Source organism: Microbacterium sp. KR10-403, from assembly GCF_040196215.1.
GTDB lineage: Bacteria > Actinomycetota > Actinomycetes > Actinomycetales > Microbacteriaceae > Microbacterium.
Genome location: NZ_JBEGDC010000002.1, coordinates 421,292 through 440,535 on the forward strand (window position 1 = coordinate 421,292; position 19,244 = coordinate 440,535).

General features: G+C 70.1%; 16 protein-coding genes. 10 read left to right on the forward strand and 6 right to left on the reverse strand.

Annotated features, from left to right (window positions below; translation table 11 throughout):
* Positions 1-41 precede the first annotated feature (41 nt).
* Positions 42-2,012 carry a primary-amine oxidase gene (locus ABMQ42_RS05610; RefSeq protein WP_349721869.1) on the forward strand — a complete coding sequence of 657 codons (1,971 nt, stop codon included), beginning with the start codon at positions 42-44 and terminating at the stop codon, positions 2,010-2,012.
* Between the two features lie 218 nt (positions 2,013-2,230).
* Positions 2,231-2,845 (forward strand): TetR/AcrR family transcriptional regulator, encoded by a 615-nt coding sequence (locus ABMQ42_RS05615; RefSeq protein ID WP_349721870.1) that lies wholly within the window; start codon positions 2,231-2,233, stop codon positions 2,843-2,845.
* A gap of 28 nt (positions 2,846-2,873) precedes the next feature.
* Here the strand turns inward: ABMQ42_RS05615 and ABMQ42_RS05620 are convergent, their stop codons facing one another.
* The 3 genes from ABMQ42_RS05620 to ABMQ42_RS05630 form a co-directional block, all read right to left on the reverse strand.
* The gene (locus ABMQ42_RS05620) at positions 2,874-3,860 is read right to left on the reverse strand and encodes an alpha/beta hydrolase (RefSeq protein ID WP_349721871.1); all 987 of its coding nucleotides are present in this window, start codon (positions 3,858-3,860) and stop codon (positions 2,874-2,876) included.
* Between the two features lie 130 nt (positions 3,861-3,990).
* The gene (locus ABMQ42_RS05625; protein WP_349721872.1) at positions 3,991-4,950 is read right to left on the reverse strand and encodes an aldo/keto reductase; all 960 of its coding nucleotides are present in this window, start codon (positions 4,948-4,950) and stop codon (positions 3,991-3,993) included.
* A 22-nt stretch (positions 4,951-4,972) separates the two neighbouring features.
* Positions 4,973-6,082 (reverse strand): zinc-binding dehydrogenase, encoded by a 1,110-nt coding sequence (locus ABMQ42_RS05630; RefSeq protein WP_349721873.1) that lies wholly within the window; start codon positions 6,080-6,082, stop codon positions 4,973-4,975.
* A 114-nt stretch (positions 6,083-6,196) separates the two neighbouring features.
* On the opposite strand from ABMQ42_RS05630, the gene ABMQ42_RS05635 reads away from it, so the two are divergent.
* Complete coding sequence (locus ABMQ42_RS05635) at positions 6,197-7,570, forward strand: amidohydrolase (protein WP_349721874.1); 1,374 nt, start codon at positions 6,197-6,199, stop codon at positions 7,568-7,570.
* 313 nt (positions 7,571-7,883) lie between these two features.
* Here the strand turns inward: ABMQ42_RS05635 and ABMQ42_RS05640 are convergent, their stop codons facing one another.
* A complete protein-coding gene (locus tag ABMQ42_RS05640; RefSeq protein WP_349721875.1) occupies positions 7,884-8,621 on the reverse strand; it encodes an SDR family NAD(P)-dependent oxidoreductase in 738 nt (245 codons plus the stop codon).
* A gap of 89 nt (positions 8,622-8,710) precedes the next feature.
* On the opposite strand from ABMQ42_RS05640, the gene ABMQ42_RS05645 reads away from it, so the two are divergent.
* Complete coding sequence (locus tag ABMQ42_RS05645) at positions 8,711-9,736, forward strand: aldo/keto reductase (RefSeq protein ID WP_349721876.1); 1,026 nt, start codon at positions 8,711-8,713, stop codon at positions 9,734-9,736.
* A 136-nt stretch (positions 9,737-9,872) separates the two neighbouring features.
* Positions 9,873-10,373, forward strand: a complete 501-nt coding sequence (locus ABMQ42_RS05650) for a GNAT family N-acetyltransferase (RefSeq protein WP_349721877.1) — start codon at positions 9,873-9,875, stop codon at positions 10,371-10,373.
* Positions 10,374-10,517: 144 nt separating this feature from the next.
* Here ABMQ42_RS05650 and ABMQ42_RS05655 read toward each other — a convergent pair whose 3' ends face one another.
* Positions 10,518-11,231 carry an alpha/beta fold hydrolase gene (locus tag ABMQ42_RS05655; RefSeq protein WP_349721878.1) on the reverse strand — a complete coding sequence of 238 codons (714 nt, stop codon included), beginning with the start codon at positions 11,229-11,231 and terminating at the stop codon, positions 10,518-10,520.
* Between the two features lie 126 nt (positions 11,232-11,357).
* On the opposite strand from ABMQ42_RS05655, the gene ABMQ42_RS05660 reads away from it, so the two are divergent.
* The 5 genes from ABMQ42_RS05660 to ABMQ42_RS05680 all read left to right on the forward strand — a co-directional run bounded on the left by ABMQ42_RS05660 (position 11,358) and on the right by ABMQ42_RS05680 (position 17,665).
* Positions 11,358-12,329: a methyltransferase family protein gene (locus ABMQ42_RS05660; RefSeq protein ID WP_349721879.1), complete on the forward strand. Its 972-nt coding sequence runs from the start codon at positions 11,358-11,360 to the stop codon at positions 12,327-12,329.
* A gap of 161 nt (positions 12,330-12,490) precedes the next feature.
* On the forward strand, positions 12,491-14,038 hold the full coding sequence (locus ABMQ42_RS05665; RefSeq protein ID WP_349721880.1) for an ABC transporter substrate-binding protein: 1,548 nt from the start codon (positions 12,491-12,493) through the stop codon (positions 14,036-14,038).
* 65 nt (positions 14,039-14,103) lie between these two features.
* On the forward strand, positions 14,104-15,045 hold the full coding sequence (locus ABMQ42_RS05670; RefSeq protein ID WP_349721881.1) for an ABC transporter permease: 942 nt from the start codon (positions 14,104-14,106) through the stop codon (positions 15,043-15,045).
* Positions 15,042-16,853, forward strand: a complete 1,812-nt coding sequence (locus ABMQ42_RS05675; RefSeq protein WP_349721882.1) for a dipeptide/oligopeptide/nickel ABC transporter permease/ATP-binding protein — start codon at positions 15,042-15,044, stop codon at positions 16,851-16,853. Before ABMQ42_RS05670 ends, ABMQ42_RS05675 begins: the two co-directional genes overlap by 4 nt.
* Complete coding sequence (locus ABMQ42_RS05680; protein WP_349721883.1) at positions 16,850-17,665, forward strand: ATP-binding cassette domain-containing protein; 816 nt, start codon at positions 16,850-16,852, stop codon at positions 17,663-17,665. The genes ABMQ42_RS05675 and ABMQ42_RS05680 overlap by 4 nt, the downstream gene beginning before the upstream one ends.
* A gap of 58 nt (positions 17,666-17,723) precedes the next feature.
* Here the strand turns inward: ABMQ42_RS05680 and ABMQ42_RS05685 are convergent, their stop codons facing one another.
* Positions 17,724-19,223, reverse strand: coding sequence for an APC family permease (locus ABMQ42_RS05685; protein ID WP_349721884.1), 1,500 nt, complete (start codon positions 19,221-19,223; stop codon positions 17,724-17,726).
* Positions 19,224-19,244: the final 21 nt, after the last annotated feature.

Consider the following 19,244-nt stretch of genomic DNA (forward strand, 5'->3'; position numbering starts at 1 on the left):
ACTTCCGTGCGCGCCCGCGCACGCTCCGGAGAGGATCCGCAATGACGCATTCCGAGCACAGCCCCGCACCGCAGCATCCCCTCGATCCGCTCACCGGCGCCGAGATCGATCGCGCCCGCGAGATCCTCGTGGCGGCGGGCCTTCTGGGCGAGACCTGGCGCGTGCCGATGCTGCTGCCCGACGAGCCGACCAAGGCCGAGCTGGCGGCGTGGGCTCCGGGAGATGAGATCGACCGGCGGGTGGACGTGACGCTGATGGATGCCGCGACCGGCCGCGTCGTCGAGGCCGTCGTCTCGGTCACTCGCGGCGAGGTCGTCTCCACGCGCGAGCACGACGCATCCGAGGCGCCCTACGGCCAGCCGCAGTATCTGTTCGAGGAGTACGAGCGCGCCGAGGGGATCGTCAAGGCCTCCCCCGAATGGCAGGCCGCCATGCGCCGGCGCGGCCTCGAGGACCGCATCGAGCTCGCGTTCTGCTCGCCGCTCGCGCCGGGGTTCGTGGGCCGGGCGAACGAGGTCGGGCGGCGCGTCATCCGCTCTCTGACGTTCCTGCGCGACAGCGAGGACGACATCCCGTGGGCGCACCCGGTCGAGGGACTGATCGTGCACATCGACCTCGTCAAGAACGAGGTCATCGGCATCGAGGACGAGGGCGACGTGCCCGTCCCCACCGGCAGCGGGCAGTACACCGGCGACGCGGTGGGGCCGGTGCGCACCACGCTGAAGCCGATCGAGATCACACAGCCCGAGGGGCCGAGCTTCCACGTCGACGGCTCGCACGTGCAGTGGGAGAACTGGTCGCTGCGCGTGGGCTTCAACGCCCGCGAGGGACTCGTGCTGCACGACGTGCGCTTCGACGACCGGCCGGTGCTCGCACGCGCGAGCGTGCCCGAGATGGTGGTGCCCTACGGCGACACCAGCAACACCCGGTTCTGGATCAGCTACTTCGACGCCGGCGAGTACCTGCTGGGGAAGAACGCGAACCACCTCGAGCTCGGCTGCGACTGCCTGGGCGTCATCCGCTACTTCGACGGCTACGTCGCCGACGACCACGGCCACGCCGTGCAGATCCCGAACGTGGTGTGCATGCACGAGGAGGACTACGGCATCCTCTGGAAGCACACCGAGCAGGGACCGGTCGGCGCCGAGGTGCGCCGCTCGCGACGCCTGGTGGTCTCGTACTTCTCGACCGTCGGCAACTACGACTACGGCTTCTACTGGTACTTCTACCTGGACGGGTCGATCCAGGTCGAGGCGAAGGCCACCGGCATCGTGTTCGTCGGCGCCGGCGAACCGGGCAGCGCGAACCCGCACGCGAACGAGATCGCCCCGGGCGTGTTCGCCCCCGTGCACCAGCACCTGTTCTGCGCGCGGCTGGACGTCGCGATCGACGGCGAAGACAACCGTCTCGTCGAGATCGACGCGGCGCGCATCCCGATGGGCGAGGAGAACCCGTTCGGCAACGCCTTCACCTGGACCGCCACGACGCTCGCCACCGAGCAGCAGGCGCAGCGCGAGGCCGACGCCTCGGTCGCGCGCGTGTGGGAGGTGCAGTCGGCCTCGAAGACCAATTACACCGGCGCGCCGACCGCGTACCACCTGATCCCGCAGCCCACGGCGCTGCTGATGGCCGACCCCGCCTCGTCGGTGGCCGCCCGCGCGACCTTCGCGACCAAGCACGTGTGGGCGACGGCCTATGAGCCCGGACAGCTCTGGCCCGGCGGCCGCTACCCGAACGCCCACCAGGGCGGCGCGGGACTGCCCGCCTATTCGGCGGGCGACCGGTCCATCGACGGAACGGACTTCGTGCTGTGGCACACGTTCGGGCTCACGCACATCCCGCGCACCGAGGACTGGCCGATCATGCCCGTCGACTACGCCGGATTCTGGTTCAAGCCCTACGGCTTCCTCGACCGCAACCCCGCGATGGACGTGCCCGAGTCGAGCCAGGCCCATGCGTCCGGCGACGCCTCGTGCTGCGGCGGCGGAGCCGGCTGCCACTGCGGGCACTGAGCCGGTGCGGGATGCCGCGGGCCGCGGCATCCCGCACCATCCCACCTTCCTCGCACCCCGTCCGACCGCGAGGAGCGCGGAGGCCGGCGGCGCAGCCTCTCCGCGTGTAGGAAATAGAATGGGAGGGTTCCCGCGGCGCGGCGCGACAGGACCCCTCTCCGCGGCGACGCGGTCATACACTGGGAAACCACCGCGCACGAACGGAGCCGTCCACCGCCATGCCCAAAGCCATCGACCACGATCAGCGCCGCCGCGACATCATCGACGTGACCTGGAAGCTGATCGTCAAGGGAGGGCTGGAGGCCGCGACCATGCGCGAGATCGCCTCGGAGGCGGGCTTCGCCAACGGCGCCCTCAAGCACTACTTCCCCGGCAAAGACGACATCATCAAGGGCGCGTACCAGCTGTCGATGGATCGCATCGTCGAGCGGCTCACCGAGTCGACGAAGGGCCTGACCGGCATCGATGCGTTCCGCGCGATCGTCACGGCGACGATGCCGCTGGACGACGAGTCGCGCGAGTCGGCGCGTGTGCTGCTCGCGTTCTGGGAGCGCGGACTGTCGTCCACCGACATCCGCGACGCCTACCAGGGGCACCTCGCCGGGTGGCGATCCGACTCGCTGAGCCTGATCGCCCAGTGCCGCGCGCAGGGGCTCATCCACACCGACGCGAGCGACGAAGAGATCGTGCGCGAGATGATCTACATGAACGTCGGGGCCACCGTGCTCAGCGCCATCGCGCCCGGCTTCGCCGACCGTGCCAGCATCGAGGCGATGATCGACGGCTTCTTCGAGCGGCTGGGTGCGCCGGCCGCGGCCGCGTCCGAGAGCTGATGCCTCCCGGGCCCGGCCGCGCACCGGGCTAACCGAGGATCCGCCGCAGCCAGCTCAGCCGCGCATCGTTCGCGGCGCGGCTGACGATCGCCTCGGGCGAGAACCCGCTGAACCCGTGGTGCGCGCCCGCCCACACGTGCAGCTCGGCCTGGCCGCCGGCGGCCCAGATGCGCGACGCGTAGTCCACGGCCTCGACGCGGAAGATCTCGGCCGCGCCCACCTCGATGAACGCCGGGGGCAGGTCGGCGAGATCCTCGGCGCGCGCCGGCGCGGCCGACCAGTGCACACGGTCGGTGCCGGCATCCTCCCCCAGCAGCGCGGTCCACGCGGTGTCGTTGTTGTTGCGGTCCCAGACGCCGATGAGGTCGTACTGCCGGGTGGACACCGACGTGTTGCGGTCGTCGATCATCGGGGCGTCCAGCAGCTGGCCGACGAGCTGCGGGCCCTTGCGGTCGCGCGCGAGCAGTGCGACGGCCGCCGACAGCCCCCCGCCGGCGGACGAGCCCATCACGAGGATCCGCTCAGGGTCGACGCCCAGCTCGGCCGCATGCGCGGCGAACCAGACCAGGCCCGCGTAGCAGTCCTCGACGCCGGCGGGCCAGGGATCCTCAGGGGCGAGCCGGTACTCGACCGAAACACCGACCGCGCCGAACTCGAGCACGAGAGGCACGAGAGCGCCCGCGGCCATGAAGCGGTTGCCCAGCACCATGCCGCCGCCGTGGATCGCATACAGGCCCGGGGCGCCCTCGGTCTGCTCCTTCGGGCGCACGATCGTCAGGCGCACCTCGGGGTCGCCCTCCGACGGCCCGGGGATCGACACCTCTTCGACCACGACCGGCGCGTCGCCCACCATCGGAGCGAGATCGGCGCCGATGATCCGGTCGACGTGCTCGCGGCTGGGCACGATCGTGTCGGCGCGCAGCGGCACCGGCTCGAACAACTGCCGCATCATCTCCATGCCCGCCAGCAGCGCGGGGTCGTACGGCACCGGCGGCGCCTTCACATACTCGGTCATTCCTTCTCCACTCTGAGAACGCGGGCACGCCCGCGGGTGCGCATCGTCGCGCAGGGGCGGGCCGTGCGGCCCGGAAGATCAAGATGAGGGATGCCGGTGCCCGGCCGAGACGGCGGGCACCGGCATCCCCTCACGGTCCTTCGGGGTCGACGACGCCCTTGTCGGCCCAGAACGGATCGACCGCCGCGCGGAGCTCGGCGGTGCCGATGCGCTCGACGAGCTCGAACGCGGCGAGGTTGTCTTCGAGCTGGCTCAGCTTGGTGGCGCCGAACAGGGTCGTCACGTTCGCCGGATGCGTGAGCGTGAAGGCGATCGCGAGTCGTGCGGGCGTGGTGCCGAGCCGCTCGGCCGTCGCGACGTACTCGGGCAGACTCTCGAGCAGCGTCGCGCGCACGTCGCCCGGGTCACGGCCCACCTCACGGGTGAGGTCGGTGCGCCCGGCGAGGTAGCCGCCCTCGAGGCAGTCGGAGGCCTCGAACACGAACCCGTCGGCGAACAGCCGCGCGAACGGCTCGCCGTCGGGGATCGACCGGCGTGCGACCGAGTACTTCAGCTGCGCGAACGCCGGGGGGACGAGGCCCTCGTCGGCCGCGATGCGACGCAGCTCGGCGATGTTGCCGGCCGACCAGTTGTTCACGCCCCAGGCGCGGGTCAGGCCCGTGTCGACGAGCTCCTGCATCGCGGTGGCGATCTGGCGCATGGTCAGGTCGTCGCGGTGGATGTCGCCGAGCACGACGAGGTCGGCGTGGTCGGTTCCCACGCGGAACAGCGCGCGCTCGAGCTGCGGCGCGAAGCCGCCGTCGTAGGCGTCGGTCCACACCTTCTCGGACAGCAGCCAGCTCTCGCGGGGTGCGCCCACGCCGCGGATGATCGCCGAGAACAGCACGTCGGTGATGGCCGGGGGCTGCATGCCCGGGAACCCGTATACGCCCACGTCGAACAGGTTCACCCCGTGCTCGATCGCGGTGCCCAGCAGCGTGACGGCGTCTTCGAAGTCCATACGGTCGTAGGTGTGCCACGAGCCCAGGGCGAGGGCCGGCACGTCGAAGCCGGCGTCGCCCAGTGCGCGGCGCGGGACGGTCGCGGTCATGATGTCTCCTCTCTGCGTGCCGTCAGCCCAGACGCGGGTCGACGACGGCCTTCAGTTCGGTCTGCTCGTGCATGTGCACGATGCACTCGGACGCCTCGGTGAGCCCGACCGGCGCACTGAACAGCGCGTCCCAGTCGTAACGGTCGGCGAAGGCGCGGAAGAACTCGATGGCGTGGAAGTAGTCCGACACGTCGCCGTTGATCGAGCCCACGACGGTCAGCTCCTTGCCCATGATCCCCGAGAGCGGGAACGGCTCGCCGACCGGGCCGGTGCTGCCGATCACGACGAAGGTGCCGCGGGCGGCGGCCATGCCGATGGCCTCGGGGCCGACGCTGGGGGCGCCCGCGACGTCGATGACGACGTTCGCGCCGGCGCCGCCGGTGAGCTCCATCACCTGCTGCACGATGCCCTCGCTGCCCGCGGAGATGTCGACCGTGTGGTCGGCGCCGAACTGCTTCGCGATCTCGAGGCGCTGGTCGGGACCGCCGACGGTGATGACCTTCGAGGCACCGGAGATCTTCGCGACCGCGGTGGCGAATACGCCGAGCGCGCCCGCGCCCTGCACGACGACGGTGTCGCCGACGCGGATGCCGCCGGCGCGGTCGAAGCCGCGCAGCACGGTCTTGGCCGCGCATCCCGCCATGGCGGCCCAGGCGTCCTTGACCTCGTCGGGCAGGATCAGCTTCTGCGCGCCGGGGGTGACGTAGGCGTACTCCGACAGCCCGGCCGTGGCGTACGGGGGCACATCGCTGCGCTGCATGAAGCCGTAGCCGCGGCGCTGGCAGAACACCGGCTCGCGCAGCACGGTGCAGCCGTAGCACTGGCCGCAGACCGACTCGGACCAGCCGATGCGCTGGCCGACCTCGAGCGCGCGTCCGGTGGCGTCATGGGCTCCCGGGCCCACCGCGATCACCTCGCCGACCATCTCGTGCCCGAGCACCATCGGCAGTATGCCGGGGAAGCTCATCTTGCCCTCCCAGATCTCGATGTCGGTGCCGCACAGCGTCGAGCACACCAGCCGCACCAGTGCGGCACCGGGCTCGATCGTCTCGGGCAGCGGCAGATCCTGCAGCTCGAGCGGTGCGCCGTGCTCGACGAGGACGGCGGCTCGTGTGGAGGTGGGAAGCGTCATCGCAATTCCTTTTCTTCCGGTCTCTTCCGGTGCGGAGGAGTTGTCACTCCTTCGCGGCGTGTGGTTTAGTCTACATACGTTGACACAACGTGACACAAGCGAGAAGAGGAACGCGTGATCAATGACGACACCCGCGCGGATCTGGTGCTGCGAGGCGGCAGCATCCACGTCCTCGATGCCGCCGACACACGCGCCCAGGCGATCGCCGTCGCCGGCGGCCGCATCGTTGCGGTGGGCGCGGACGCAGACATCGAGAAGCGCGTCGGGCCCGACACGATCGTGGTCGAGCTCGACGGCCGCGCCGTGCTCCCCGGCATCAACGATTCCCACCTGCACGCCTCCTGGCTGGGTGGAATGTGGCCCGACACGCTGTTCGGCCCCGGCGGCCCCCGCGAGGGCGCACTGGTGTCCACCGACGCCGAGCGTCGCGAGGCGCTGCTGAAGGCCGGAGACCTGATCGCCTCGCTGGGCATCACGAGCTACACCGAGCCGGGCATCGGCCCCGGGGAGGACGAGGGGCCCACCGGCAGCTTCGGCCGCCCGGTGCTCGCGCTGTACCGCGCACTCGACGCCGAAGGGCTGCTGCGCGCCCGCGTCAATCTGCTGCTCGTGTTCGGGCTCATCGACGGACCCGCGCGCACGCAGGACATCCTCGACGGCATCCGCGACGCCGACACCGCCGTGCGCGACCCCGAGCGCTTCCGCATCGCCGGCGTGAAGATCTTCGGCGACGGCATCCCGCCCATGCGCAACGCCTACATCCACGGCCAGTACGAGGACGGCTCCCACGGCGCACTGCTGCTCGACGGCGCTGACGACGACGAGCGCGAGACGCAGCTGCGCAGCGCGATCAGCGCCGCCCATGAGGCGGGACTCCAGGTGGCCGTGCACGCCACCGGGGATCGCACCATCGACGTGGTGGTGGATGCCGTGCGGCAGGCCGTCGCGCAGCATCCCGCCGATCTGCGGCACTATGTCGTGCACGCCGATCTGCTGCCCGCGGCGACCGCGCCGCTGATGGCCGACGCCGGCATGGGAGCGACCATCCAGGCGGGCATCGCCGCCGTCACGTCGGAGTGGGCGGCGGCGGCCACCGGCGGCCCGGCGCCCGCGCCGGCCTGGCCGGCCCGCGAGCTGCTCGACGCCGGCGTGCCGTTCACGCTGAGTTCGGACGCCCCCGTGCTCCCACCCGACTGGCGCATCGAGATCGCTGCGGCCGACCGCCTGCTCGGGCCCGCCGCCGACCCCCGCGCGCGCCTGCACGAGCTGCTGCGCCGCTACACCGCGGTGCCCGCCTGGCAGGACCACGCCGAGGACTGGAAGGGCACCCTCGAGGTCGGCAAGGTCGCCGACCTGGTCGTGCTCTCCGACGACCCCGACGCCGTCGGTGCCCAGGGCCTGCCCGGGCTGCACATCGAGCTGACGTATCTGGGCGGGGAGGTCGTGTACGACGCGGCCGCCGAGCCCGTCGCGACCGGCGAGGGCTGAGGCCGGGTTCCCGGGTCACTGGGTGAGGAGCGCGGGGCCGGTGTGTGTTCGCGCGCACACCGGCCCTTCGTCTCGCCGCGCTCGCTCAGGGACCTGAGAGCTCGCAGGCGGAAGGCCCTCGCCTCGGGCGAGGAGATCTGCCGGCGCGAGGACCGGATGGCGCGAAAAGGCCCTCGGCTCAGCAGATCCCCTCGCCTCGGGCGAGGGGATCTTCCGGCGCGCGCCGCGGGCAGCGAGCGCCGACGCCACACGCACAGACAGCAAGGGGGTGGATGCCGCGGGTCGCGGCATCCACCCCCTCACGAAGGCGCGATCAGGCCAGCAGCTGACCGCCGTCGACGGGCAGGCTGACGCCCGTGATGTCGGCCGCACCGTCGGACGCCAGGAACACCGCGGCCGCGGCGACCTGCGCCGGGTCGGCCATCTGCTTCAGCGGGATGCGCGCCAGCCACGCCTCGCGCATGGGCGAGCCCTCGGGCATCCCCATCTTCATCATCGGCGTGTCGACGGGGCCGGGGGCGACCGCATTGACGCGAATGCCGTGCGCGGCCAGCTCGATGGCGGCCCAGCGGGTCTGCGCATCGACGGCGGCCTTGCTCGTCTCATAGGCGCCCATGCCGGGGGTGGGCTGGCGTCCGCCGATCGACGAGATGTTGACGATCGCCCCGTGCGTGCCGGCATCGACCATGTGCTTCGCGACGGCCTGCGTCATCGCGAACGTGCCGAGGATGTTCACGCGGATCGTCGTCTCGTAGTCGGCGACCGGCAGGCTCAGCACGTCGCCGTGCAGGTGCAGGATGCCGGCGTTGTTGACGAGCACGTCGATCGGGCCGTGCGCGGCCACGACGTCGGTCACCGCGCCGGCGACCGCCTGCGCGTCGGTGAGGTCGGCCCCGACGACGGCGGCGCCGAGCTCGGCACCCGCGGCATCGAGCTTCTCCCCCGGCAGATCGACGAGGACGACGCGGTCCCCTGCGGACTGGAACGCCTCGGCGAGGAAGCGGCCGATGCCGCCTGCCCCGCCCGTGATCAGGACCGTGCGTGTGCTCACCTGTGACTCCTTCGGCTGGGTGGATCGGGATTGCCCCGTCTGGATATTATACGGTTGTAGAAAAACAATCGCACACCCGTGGAGGCATCGTGGCCGACAACACCGTTCCCACCCGCACGCTCGGCCCGGCGGGCCCCGAGGTGCCCGTGCTCGCGCTCGGATCGTGGAACATCTGGGACCGTATGGAGCGCGACGACGCCGTCGCCCTCGTCCACCGAGCCAAAGACGCCGGCGCGGCGTTCTTCGACGTCGGCAACTACAACATGGGCCCGCACGCGGAGGGCGCGCGCACCGACATCCTGTTCGGCGAGATCGTGCGGGATGCCGGGCTCGAGCGCTCCGACTACCTCGTCTGCGGCAAGCTCTGGCTCTGGGACTACCCGAACACCGGCTTCGCCGACTGGATGCGCACCTCGCTCGATCGCATCGGCATCGAGGCCGTCGACACCGTCGTCGTGGGCGACCACATGGCGCCGGTCGACATCCGCCGGGTCGTGCGCGACATCCACGCCGAGATCGAGGCCGGCCGTTTCACGAGCTGGGGCATCAACAACTGGCCGCACGAAGAGGCGCTGCTGGCGCTCGAGTTCGCGCGGGACGAGGGGCTCACTCCCCCGAGCTTCGCGCAGCTGAAGTACTCGCTCGTGCGCCGATCGATGGCCGAGGGTCCGTTCTACGGCGGGCTGTTCGCCGACGGCCGCCTGGGGCTGCAGGCCTCGGATGTCTTCGAGGGCGGCATCCTCGTCGGCAAGACCGCGCCCGAGCGCAAGATCGGCGCCGATGTGGGCGGCATCCGCGACGAGATCGTGGCGGCGTGGCCGACCGTGCAGAAGATCGCCGAGGGGCTGGATGCCACGCCCGCCCAGCTCGGCATCGCCTACTGCCTCGCGAACCCGGCGACCGCGAACGTGCTGTTCGGATGCCGCTCGATCGCGCAGTTCGACGACGCCCTGGGCGCGCTCGCGCTGCTCGAGCGGGTGGGGGCGGAGAAGATCCGGGATGCCGCGGCCGACCTCTGGCTGGATTGCGACGTCAACCCCGACGGCACGTGGTTCCCGCCCGGAGGCATCGCCGGGGGCGCGGCGCCGGCGCCCGCGCCCGATCCCGCGAGCTGACGCGCCCACGGACCGACGACGTCAAGCGGGGACCGTTCGCCTCTGACATGCTGGGAGGCATGTTCCGTCCGTGAGTCGACGTGCCGGCGAGAGTCCGGTGCGCTCAGTCATGCCCTCACGCGAAGAACGGAACACCATGTACACGAACGATCTGCGCATCATCGCGCTTCCCGCACCCGGCCCTTCGGCCGCAGCATCCATCGCCATCCGCGCCCTGTCACCCGCCGACCGCGACCGGCTCGCGGACATCTATCTGTCGGCCTATCCCCCGCAGGTCGGCGCCGCCGACCTCGCCGAGGCACGGTCGGAGATGGATGCCACTTTCACGGGCGACCACGGCGTGCTCCGTGATGATGCGAGTGGAGTCGCGCTCGACGACCGCGGGGTGATCATCGGCGCGATCCTCGTCACCACGCACTCGATCTGGGACGAGGGCCTGCCAGGCCCCTTCATCATCGACCTGTTCGTGGAGCCCGGGCGGCAGGGCCAGGGCGTCGGGCGAGCGCTCGTACAGCGGGCGATCGGCGCCTGCAGCGCGGCCGGAGACCTCACGCTCTCGCTGCGCGTCGGCGACGGGACGTCCCCTGCCGCGCATGCCCTGTACGCGTCTCTGGGGTTCGTCGCGCCGGCGGGCTGAGAGCCCCGCCGTCCGACAGCAGGTGCGACCTCGCGAGATGCCGTGCGATCTCGCGAGATGCGGTGCGACCTCGCGAGATGCCGTGCGACCTCGCGAGATGCCGTGCGACCTCGCGAGATGCCGTGCGACCTCGCGGGGCGGGAGCTATGGCGCGGTGACGAACCCGACCGCGGCCGCGCGGAACTCGGGCGAGGCGAGCGCGCCGAGGTGGTCGCCCGGCACACGCACGAGCGTCGAACCCGGCACGGCCGCGACCAGCGCGTCGACCCCCTGAGCCATCGGGTCGTCGGACCCCGAGACGAACAGCGTCGGGCAGGTCGGGGCATCCACCCCCGCGTCGAACGGCTCGGCATGCAGGGCGTCGATCAGGCCCACGACACTGGGCGCGTCGACGCCCGGCGCGTGCAGCATCGAGGCGAACATCCCGATCATCGGGTCGGCGGGGGCGGCCCCCTGCGCGGTGGCCTCCAGCGCGTCGACGTCGATCATGCCGAAGGGGTCCATGGGGCTCAGGCCCCCGAGCACGAGGCGGCGCACGCGTCCGCTGCCGGCGAGCGCCCAGGCGAGCCGGGCACCCAGCGAGTACGCGATGACGTCGGCGGTCTCCAGGCCCGCATCGGCGACGGCGTCGGCCAGAGCGGCGGCGATGTCGCTCGTGGTCGCTGCGCCCCGCACCAGCGACGGGCCGTCACCGTGGCCGGGCAGGTCCACGACGATCGCCCCGCGCCCGGCATCAGCCAGCGCATCGACGAGGCCGGTGTCCTCCCAGTCGGCACGACCGTTCGACGCGAGCCCGTGGACGAGAAGCACCGGGGAGTCGCCCGGGAGGTTCCTGACAGTGAGGAGGGTGTTGGTCATGGGTCCATCATTGCGGGTTGTGATTTTTTTTTCCACACTTGTAGAGTTGTGCATCCAGACTCGAGACGGCAAGCCCCGACTCGACGTGGAGAACAACGTCGTGACATCCACCACAGGAGAACCGCAATGACCGCCGATCCCACCCGCATCCTCGACATCGCCACCGGCTACATGGCGTCCAAGCAGCTGTTCAACGCCGCGCGCATCGGGCTGTTCCGCGCGATCGCCGACGGCGCGCACACCCCCGCCGACATAGCCGCCGCGACCGAGCACCCCGAGCGCCAGGTGCGCATCCTGCTCGACGGCGCCGCCGCCGCAGGCCTGCTCACGCGCACCGACGGCCGCTACGAGCTCGCCGCCGACGCCGCCGACTACCTCACCGGCGGCGAGCGCGACCTGACCGCGTTCCTGAACTTCCTCGAGCTCGGCAGCTTCGAGGCGTTCGGCCACTACCGCCACACCGTCGACGCCGACGAGGGCGGCACCCTCGAGTTCGACGAGGCCGGCTGGGGCATGTTCATGGCCGGCGTCATGCAGTACAACGGGCTGCACGCGCACTGGTTCGGCGAGAAGTTCGCCACCTCGGGCCCGACCAGCGTGCTTGACTTCGGCGGCTTCACGGCCGGCTGGTCGATCGCACTCGCCACGCGCAACCCCGAGCTGACCGCGCGCCTGGTGTACCCGGCCGAGTCGGGCCCCATGCTCACCCCCGAGATCGAGGCGGCCGGCCTCGCCGACCGCATCACGGTCGAGGCCGGCGAGACGACCACCGCCGTTCCCGGGGGCGAGCACGACCTGATCCTCGCGATCCACGTCATCCACCGCTTCAGCGACGAAGAGAACCGCCAGATCGTCAAGAACCTGCGCGCCTCGGCCGCTGAGGGCGGCACCCTCGCGGTCTTCGACTTCTTCCTCGACTTGCTCGCCGAGCAGCGCGTGCTCGACGCGCGCCACGCCGCCGAGTACTTCAACTTCGACGGCACGGTGGTCTGGCCCGAAGAGGTCGTGAAGGCCTGGCTGGTCGACGCGGGCTGGGAGTTCGAGGGCTACGTCGACGTGCCGGGCAGCCCCCGGATCCTGCTCGCGCGCGCGGTCTGAGACAAGGATCGTGCGCTCCTGCAACACGGTTGTCACAACCCGGAGACGATTGGGAAATCCGTGTTGCGTAGTTTGTCAACATCTGTAGAATCACAGAACCACGGGTCACCGCAGACACGTTGCGGTCGCTCGGTTCACCATCCTTCACGGAAAGAAGTGAGATGAAGAAGAAGACCATCTGGGGGATCGCAGCAATGGTCGCTGCGGCCGCCCTCGCGCTGACCGGTTGCACCGGCGGCGGCGGAAACGCGGGCACCACCGGCGACGGCGACGGATCGGCGCCCACCACGCTCAGCATCGGCACCGTCTTCGACAAGACCGGGTGGGAGATCGGCCAGAGCGGCGCCGGCTTCAACGCCCCGTTCTTCTCGGCCGTCTACGACTCGCTCGTTCTCATCGACGAGAACAGCAAGCCGTACGGACAGCTCGCGACGAGCATCGACACCTCCGACGACGAGCTCACCTACACCTTCCACCTGCAGGACGGCGTGACCTTCAGCGACGGCGAGAAGTTCGACGCCGATGCGGCGATCGCCAACTTCGACTACCTGCGCAAGTCGGCCTACACCGCTCCCGCCTACGTCAACGTCGCCAAGACCACGAAGGTCGACGACGCGACCGTCGAGGTCACCATGACCAAGCCCGACCCCGGGTTCCTTTTCAACCTGGGCCTGGGCAACAGCTACATGGTCTCGCCGAAGGTGCTCTCCGACGCCAAGTACACGCAGGAGACCTCACCCGAGGGCGGGTCGGGCGCGTACACGTTCGACGCCTCGAAGTCGACGGCCGGACAGGACTACTACTTCACGAAGAACCCCGACGCCTGGCAGGCGGACAAGTTCCCGTGGGAGTCGGTCGAGATCCACGTCATCGCCGACAGCACCGCCATGTCGAACGCCATGTCAACGGGCGTCATCAATGTCGAGTTCGCCTCGTGGAGCGACCAGCTCAAGGCCGACGCGGATGCCAACAACTGGACCATCACCGACGTGATGAGCGGCTGGTCGGGCCTCATGCTCGCCGACCGCACCGGAGACAAGTTCACGCCACTGGGCAACCTCAAGGTGCGTCAGGCCCTGAACATGGCCTTCGACCGCGACGCCATCACCAAGGCGGCCAACGACCCGAACGGCGTGGCCACCAACCAGGTGTTCTCGACGATCGACCCCGAGCTCGACAAGCTGTACCCGTATGACGTGGCCAAGGCCAAGCAGCTGCTGACCGAGGCGGGCTATCCGGACGGCTTCACGCTGACGCTGCCGACGATGTCGCTGTTCGCCTCGACGGCGGCCACCGTCAAGCAGTCGCTCGAGCAGATCGGCATCAAGGTCGAGGTGCAGAACCTCGACCCGGCCACGTACAACCAGCAGGTGTTCGCGGGCAACTTCCCCGTCTACATGGCGTTCCTGCAGCTGTACGGCAACCCGACCAAGACGATCGCCGACTTCTTCACCCCCGGCATGTCGAACCCGTTCGACTCGGCGAAGGACATCCCCGAGCTGCAGAGCCTGTTCACCGACCTGCACACCGCCGGCGCCGACGTCGACGCGATCGCGCAGAAGTTCAACTCCTACGCGACCGAGAACGCCTGGTTCGTGGTGTGGAACCACGGCGCGTCGTACTACGTGACCGTGCCCGGCATCACCATCCGTCCGGTCCAGGGCCTGTACGTGCCCAACCTGGAGCAGTTCCTGCCCGCCGGCAGCTGACCCAGGCCGGACCCCACGGGGAGGGGCGCGACCCGCCCCTCCCCGTACGAACAGATCGGACAGCAATGATCGTCTTCGTCACCCGACGAGTCCTGAGCGCGATCGTGCTCGTGCTCGCGATGGCCATCGGCGCCTTCTTCATGGCCCACGCGGCCATCCCCGACCCCACCGCCACCCTCATCGGCAAGACCGCCACCCCCGACCAGATCGCGGCGCTGCGCGAGCGCATCGGGCTCGACCAGCCGCTGATGACGCAGTTCTGGAACTGGTTCACCGGCCTCCTGCACGGCGACTTCGGCCTCTCCTGGCGGACCAACACCCCGATCCTCACCGACCTCGGCATCCGCATCCCGGTGACCATGTCGGTCGTCGTCTTCGGCCTCCTCCTGTGCGCGGTGTTCGGCACGATCCTCGGCATCTCCGCGGGCCTGCGCCCCGGCAGCCTCGTCGACCGGATCACCAAGGCCGGCTCGGTCGTCCTCTTCGCCGTTCCCGGCTACTGGATCGCCGTCATCCTCATCATCGTGTTCGCGGTGCACCTGCGCTGGTTCCCCGCGCTCGGCTACGTGCGCCCCGACGTCTCGGTCACGCGCTGGCTGTCGTCGATCACCCTGCCCGCCATCTCACTGGCCCTCGGCGGCATCGTCATGATCGCCGAGCAGCTGCGCAACGCGATCGTCACCGCGGGCTCCAGCGACTTCGTGCGCACCCTGCGCAGCCGGGGGCTGGGCACCTTCCGCATCGCTATGCACCTGCTGCGCAACGCCGCCCCCGCCGCCGTCACCGTGCTCGCCCTGATGTTCGTGAGCCTGCTGGGCGGCGTCATCGTGCTCGAGACGGTCTTCAACCTGCCGGGTCTCGGCATCGCGACCCAGCAGGCGTCACAGGTCGGCGACATCCCGATGCTGCTGGCGATCACCGTCACGACGGTCGTGTTCGTGGTCGTCGTCAACTTCCTGCTCGACCTCGTGCTGGGCTGGATCAACCCGAAGGCGAGGATCCGATGAGCACCGGAGTCATCTACAGCAAGGCGAACGCCGGGCGCCCGAAGAAGAAGATCACCTCGCGCAGCGTCGCGCGTCGCTTCTTCACCCACCCCGGGGGCCTGATCCCGACGATCATCGTCCTGATCGTCATCGTGGCGACGTACTGCGCGCCCCTCATCCAGATGCACGATCCCGCGTTCATCGACTACAACCTCGTCAACGCGATGCCGAGCTGGCAGCACATCCTCGGCGGTGACGCGATCGGCCGCGACATCTGGTCACGCCTGATCTGGGGCGGTCAGGAGGCCTTCCTCGGCGCACTGATCGTGATGGTCGTCGGCATCGGCATCGGCGTGCCCGCCGGACTGTTCGGCGGCTACTTCGGCGGCATGACCGACAGCGGGCTCAGCTGGGTCAGTGACGCCCTCATGTCGGTCCCCGGCATGATCGTCCTGCTGATCGTCGCGGGCGGCACCAACGGCAACATGCTGATCCTGATGGCGGTCATGGGCGTGTTCATGGCGCCCGGCTACTACCGCCTCACCCGCGCGGCCACGATCGTCGTGCGCAACGAGCCGTACGTCGACGCCGCGAGAGTGTCGGGCGCGAGCCACTCGCGCATCGTCGGCTCGCACATCCTGCGCGTGATCGCAGCGCCCATCATCATCCAGACCGCGCTGACCGCCGGCGTCGCCCTGGGCATGCAGGCCGGCCTGCAGTTCATCGGCATCGGCGACACGCTCGCCCCCAGCTGGGGCGGCATGATGAGCGACGGCATGAAGAGCATCCTCACCAACCCGTGGCTCATGGTGCCGCCGGCGTTCGTGCTGGGCATCGTCATCGCATCGTTCGCGATCATGGGCTCGACCCTCGGCCAGATCACCGGCACGCGCAGCGAGAAGACGCGCCGGGTGACCCGCGCCGAGCGCACCGCGGTGCGCAGGCTCGCCCAGACCACGTCCCTGGCCGCACCCGAGAAGGACGTCGCCGTCCGCGTGCGCGGCCTGAAGGTCACCTACGCGCTGGCCAAGCACGAGACCGAGGTGCTGCACGGCGTCGACTTCGAGGTGCACGCCGGCAAGGTGCTCGGCATCGTCGGCGAGTCCGGCTCGGGCAAGTCGCAGTCGGTGTTCGCGCTGCTCGACCTGCTCCCCGGCAACGCGATCCCCGAGGCCGAGGGCATCTGGATCGACGGGGTGAACGTGCTCACGCTCGCCCCCGCCCAGCGGCGCGCCCTGCTCGGCCGCGAGATCGCCTACATCCCGCAGGAGCCCATCACCAACCTCGACCCGATGTTCACCATCGGCAGGCAGCTGACCGAGCCGATGCGGGCGGTCCTGAAGATGGGCAGGCGCGAGGCGCACGACTACGCGGTGCAGCTGCTGCAGCGTGTGGGCATCAACGACCCGAAGCGCGTGATGAGGCTGCACCCGCACGAGGTCTCGGGCGGCATGGCCCAGCGCGTGCTCATCGCCGGCGCCCTCTCGGGCCGCCCGAAGCTGCTGGTGGCCGACGAGCCCACCACGGCCCTGGACGTCACGGTGCAGGCCGAGGTCCTCGAGCTGCTGCGCGAGCTGCAGGCGGAGGAGAACATGGCGCTGATCATCGTCACGCACAACTTCGGCGTGGTCGCCGACATCTGCGACGACGTCACCGTCATGAAGGACGGCGTGGTCATCGAGTCCGGCACGGTGCGCGAGATCTTCTCGTCGCCCGCCGACCCGTACACCCGAGAACTCATCGACGCGTCGCTGGACGGCGCCGAGAGCCGGATGGAACTGGACGCACAGCTGGATGCGCGCCCCGAACTCGAAGGAGCACCCGCATGACCGCGGCATCCACCCCCCTCCTGCAGGTGCGCGACGTCGACGTGCGCTACGGAAAGTTCCAGGCGCTGAAGAAGGTCTCGCTCGACATCGCCCCCGGCGAGTGCATGGGTCTGGTCGGCGAATCGGGATCGGGCAAGTCGACGCTCGGCAAGGCCATCCTGGGCCTCGCCGACGTCGCCGACGGCACCATCACCTTCGACGGCACCGACATCACGCACGTCGGCGGGCGCGCGCGCCGGGCGCTGGCCAAGAGCATCCAGGTCGTCTTCCAGGACCCGTACGGTTCCCTGGACCCGGCCATGACCGTCGGCCAGATCCTCGCCGAGCCGCTGCGCGTGGCCGGGGTCTCGTCGTCCGAGGCGAAGAGCACGATCGTCGAGATGCTCGGCCGGGTGCGCCTGCCCGCCGACAGCGTCGACCGGTACCCGAGCGAGTTCTCGGGCGGGCAGCGGCAGCGCATCGCCATCGCGCGGGCGCTCGTGCGCCGGCCGCGGCTGATCATCTGCGACGAGCCGGTCTCGGCGCTCGACCTGACCACGCAGGCAGCGATCATCGACCTGTTCATCGACCTGCAGCGCGAGACCGGAGTCGCCTACCTCTTCGTCTCACACGACCTGGGCGTCGTGCGGCGCATCTGCCACCGCGTGGCCGTGATGTACAAGGGCGAGATCCTCGAGGAGGGCCCGGGCGCCGTCATCACCACGACGCCCGAGCACCCCTACAGCCAGCGGCTGCTGAAGGCCTCGCCGGTCGCCGACCCCGACGCGCAGGCGCTGCGCCGCGAGGAGTGGCTGAAGGTCCGCGCCGCCTGAACGATGACGAGTGGATGCCGCGGCCGCAGTGCTCCCGGGCCGCGGCATCCATCGTCCGTCACCCCAGGTGCGTGGCCTCGGGCTGCTCGACGCCGTGGCCGATCTGCCGGTAGACCTCCGGCTTCGCGCGCCGCAGCCAGAGCCCCCAGAAGACGGCGGCGATCGCGGGCACGAGCAGCACCGCCGGCAGCACGAACGTCGTCGCGTTCGACTCGGTCTGGCCCAGCAGCACATTCCAGTTCAGAAGGATGAGCACCCACACCGTGCCCAGCGCCAGGATCGCGATGATCGGGGCGACCAGGCGACCGCCCACGCCGACGTCGCGCGGATCGCGGCGGAAGTAGCCGATCACCGCGATGGAGACGAGCACCATCAGCAGCACCAGGCCGAAGGCGCCGAGGTTCGTCAACCATGTGAACAGCGTCAGCACGGCGAACGGGCCGTTGGCGGGGTCCCACCCACTCTCGCCGATCGCGAAGCAGATCACGACGATGACCGCGGCGATGCTCTGCGCGATCGATCCGGCCCACGGGGCCCCGCTGCGCACGCGCACGGTGCCGAGCACCGCCGGCAGCACCCCCTCGCGGCCCAGCGAGAACGAGTAGCGCGCCACCGCGTTGTGGAAGCTGACGAGCGCCGCGAACAGGCTCGTGATGAACAGCACCGACATGATGTCGACCCAGATCACCCCGAGGTGCGCGCCGACGAAGTCGAAGAACATCGGCGGGCCGGCCTCTTCGGCGCTGATGCCGTTCGGGTCGGCGATTTTCTCGGGGCCGACCGCCAGGGTGAGCGCCCACGACGAGATCGCGTAGAAGACGCCGATCACGCTCACCGCCAGGAAGGTGGCGCGCGGGATGGTGCGCTTGGGGTCCTTCGACTCCTCGCCGTAGATCGCCGCCGACTCGAAGCCCATGAAGGCGGCGATGCCGAACGCGAGGGCTGCGCCCACCCCGGGGACGAACAGCGCGCCGGGGGTCATCGGCGCCGCCGTGAATCCTTCGGCGGGGTTCGCGAACGAGACGACGTCGAAGACGATCACCACGAGGAACTCGAGGGCGACCAGTACTCCCAGCACCTTCGCGGAGAGGTCGACGCGGTTCACGCCCATGACGCCGACCACGACGATGCCGACGAGCACCCACAACCACCAGGGGCTCGCCCAGCCGGTCTTCTGCTCGATGAACGACGAGACCTGGAAGCCGAACATGCCCCAGATGCCGATCTGCATCGCGTTATACGCGATGAGGGCGAGCACCGACGATCCGATGCCGACCGGCCGGCCGGCGCCCTGGGCGACATAGGAGTAGAACGCGCCGGCGTTGGTGATGAAGCGGCTCATCGCAGCGTAGCCGATGGCGAAGACGCCGAGGACGACGGCCAGCAGGATGTAGCCGAAGGGGATGCCGGTGACATGGGTCACCGACAGCGAGCTCGTGACGCCGCCGGCGACGACCGTCAGCGGCGCCGACGCCGCGACGATCATGAACGCCACGGCGAACACGCCCAGCCGGCGATGCGCGTCGGTGCGCGTCGTCGAGGTGGTGGGTGCGGACATGGAGGGACTCCTTCGTTCAGA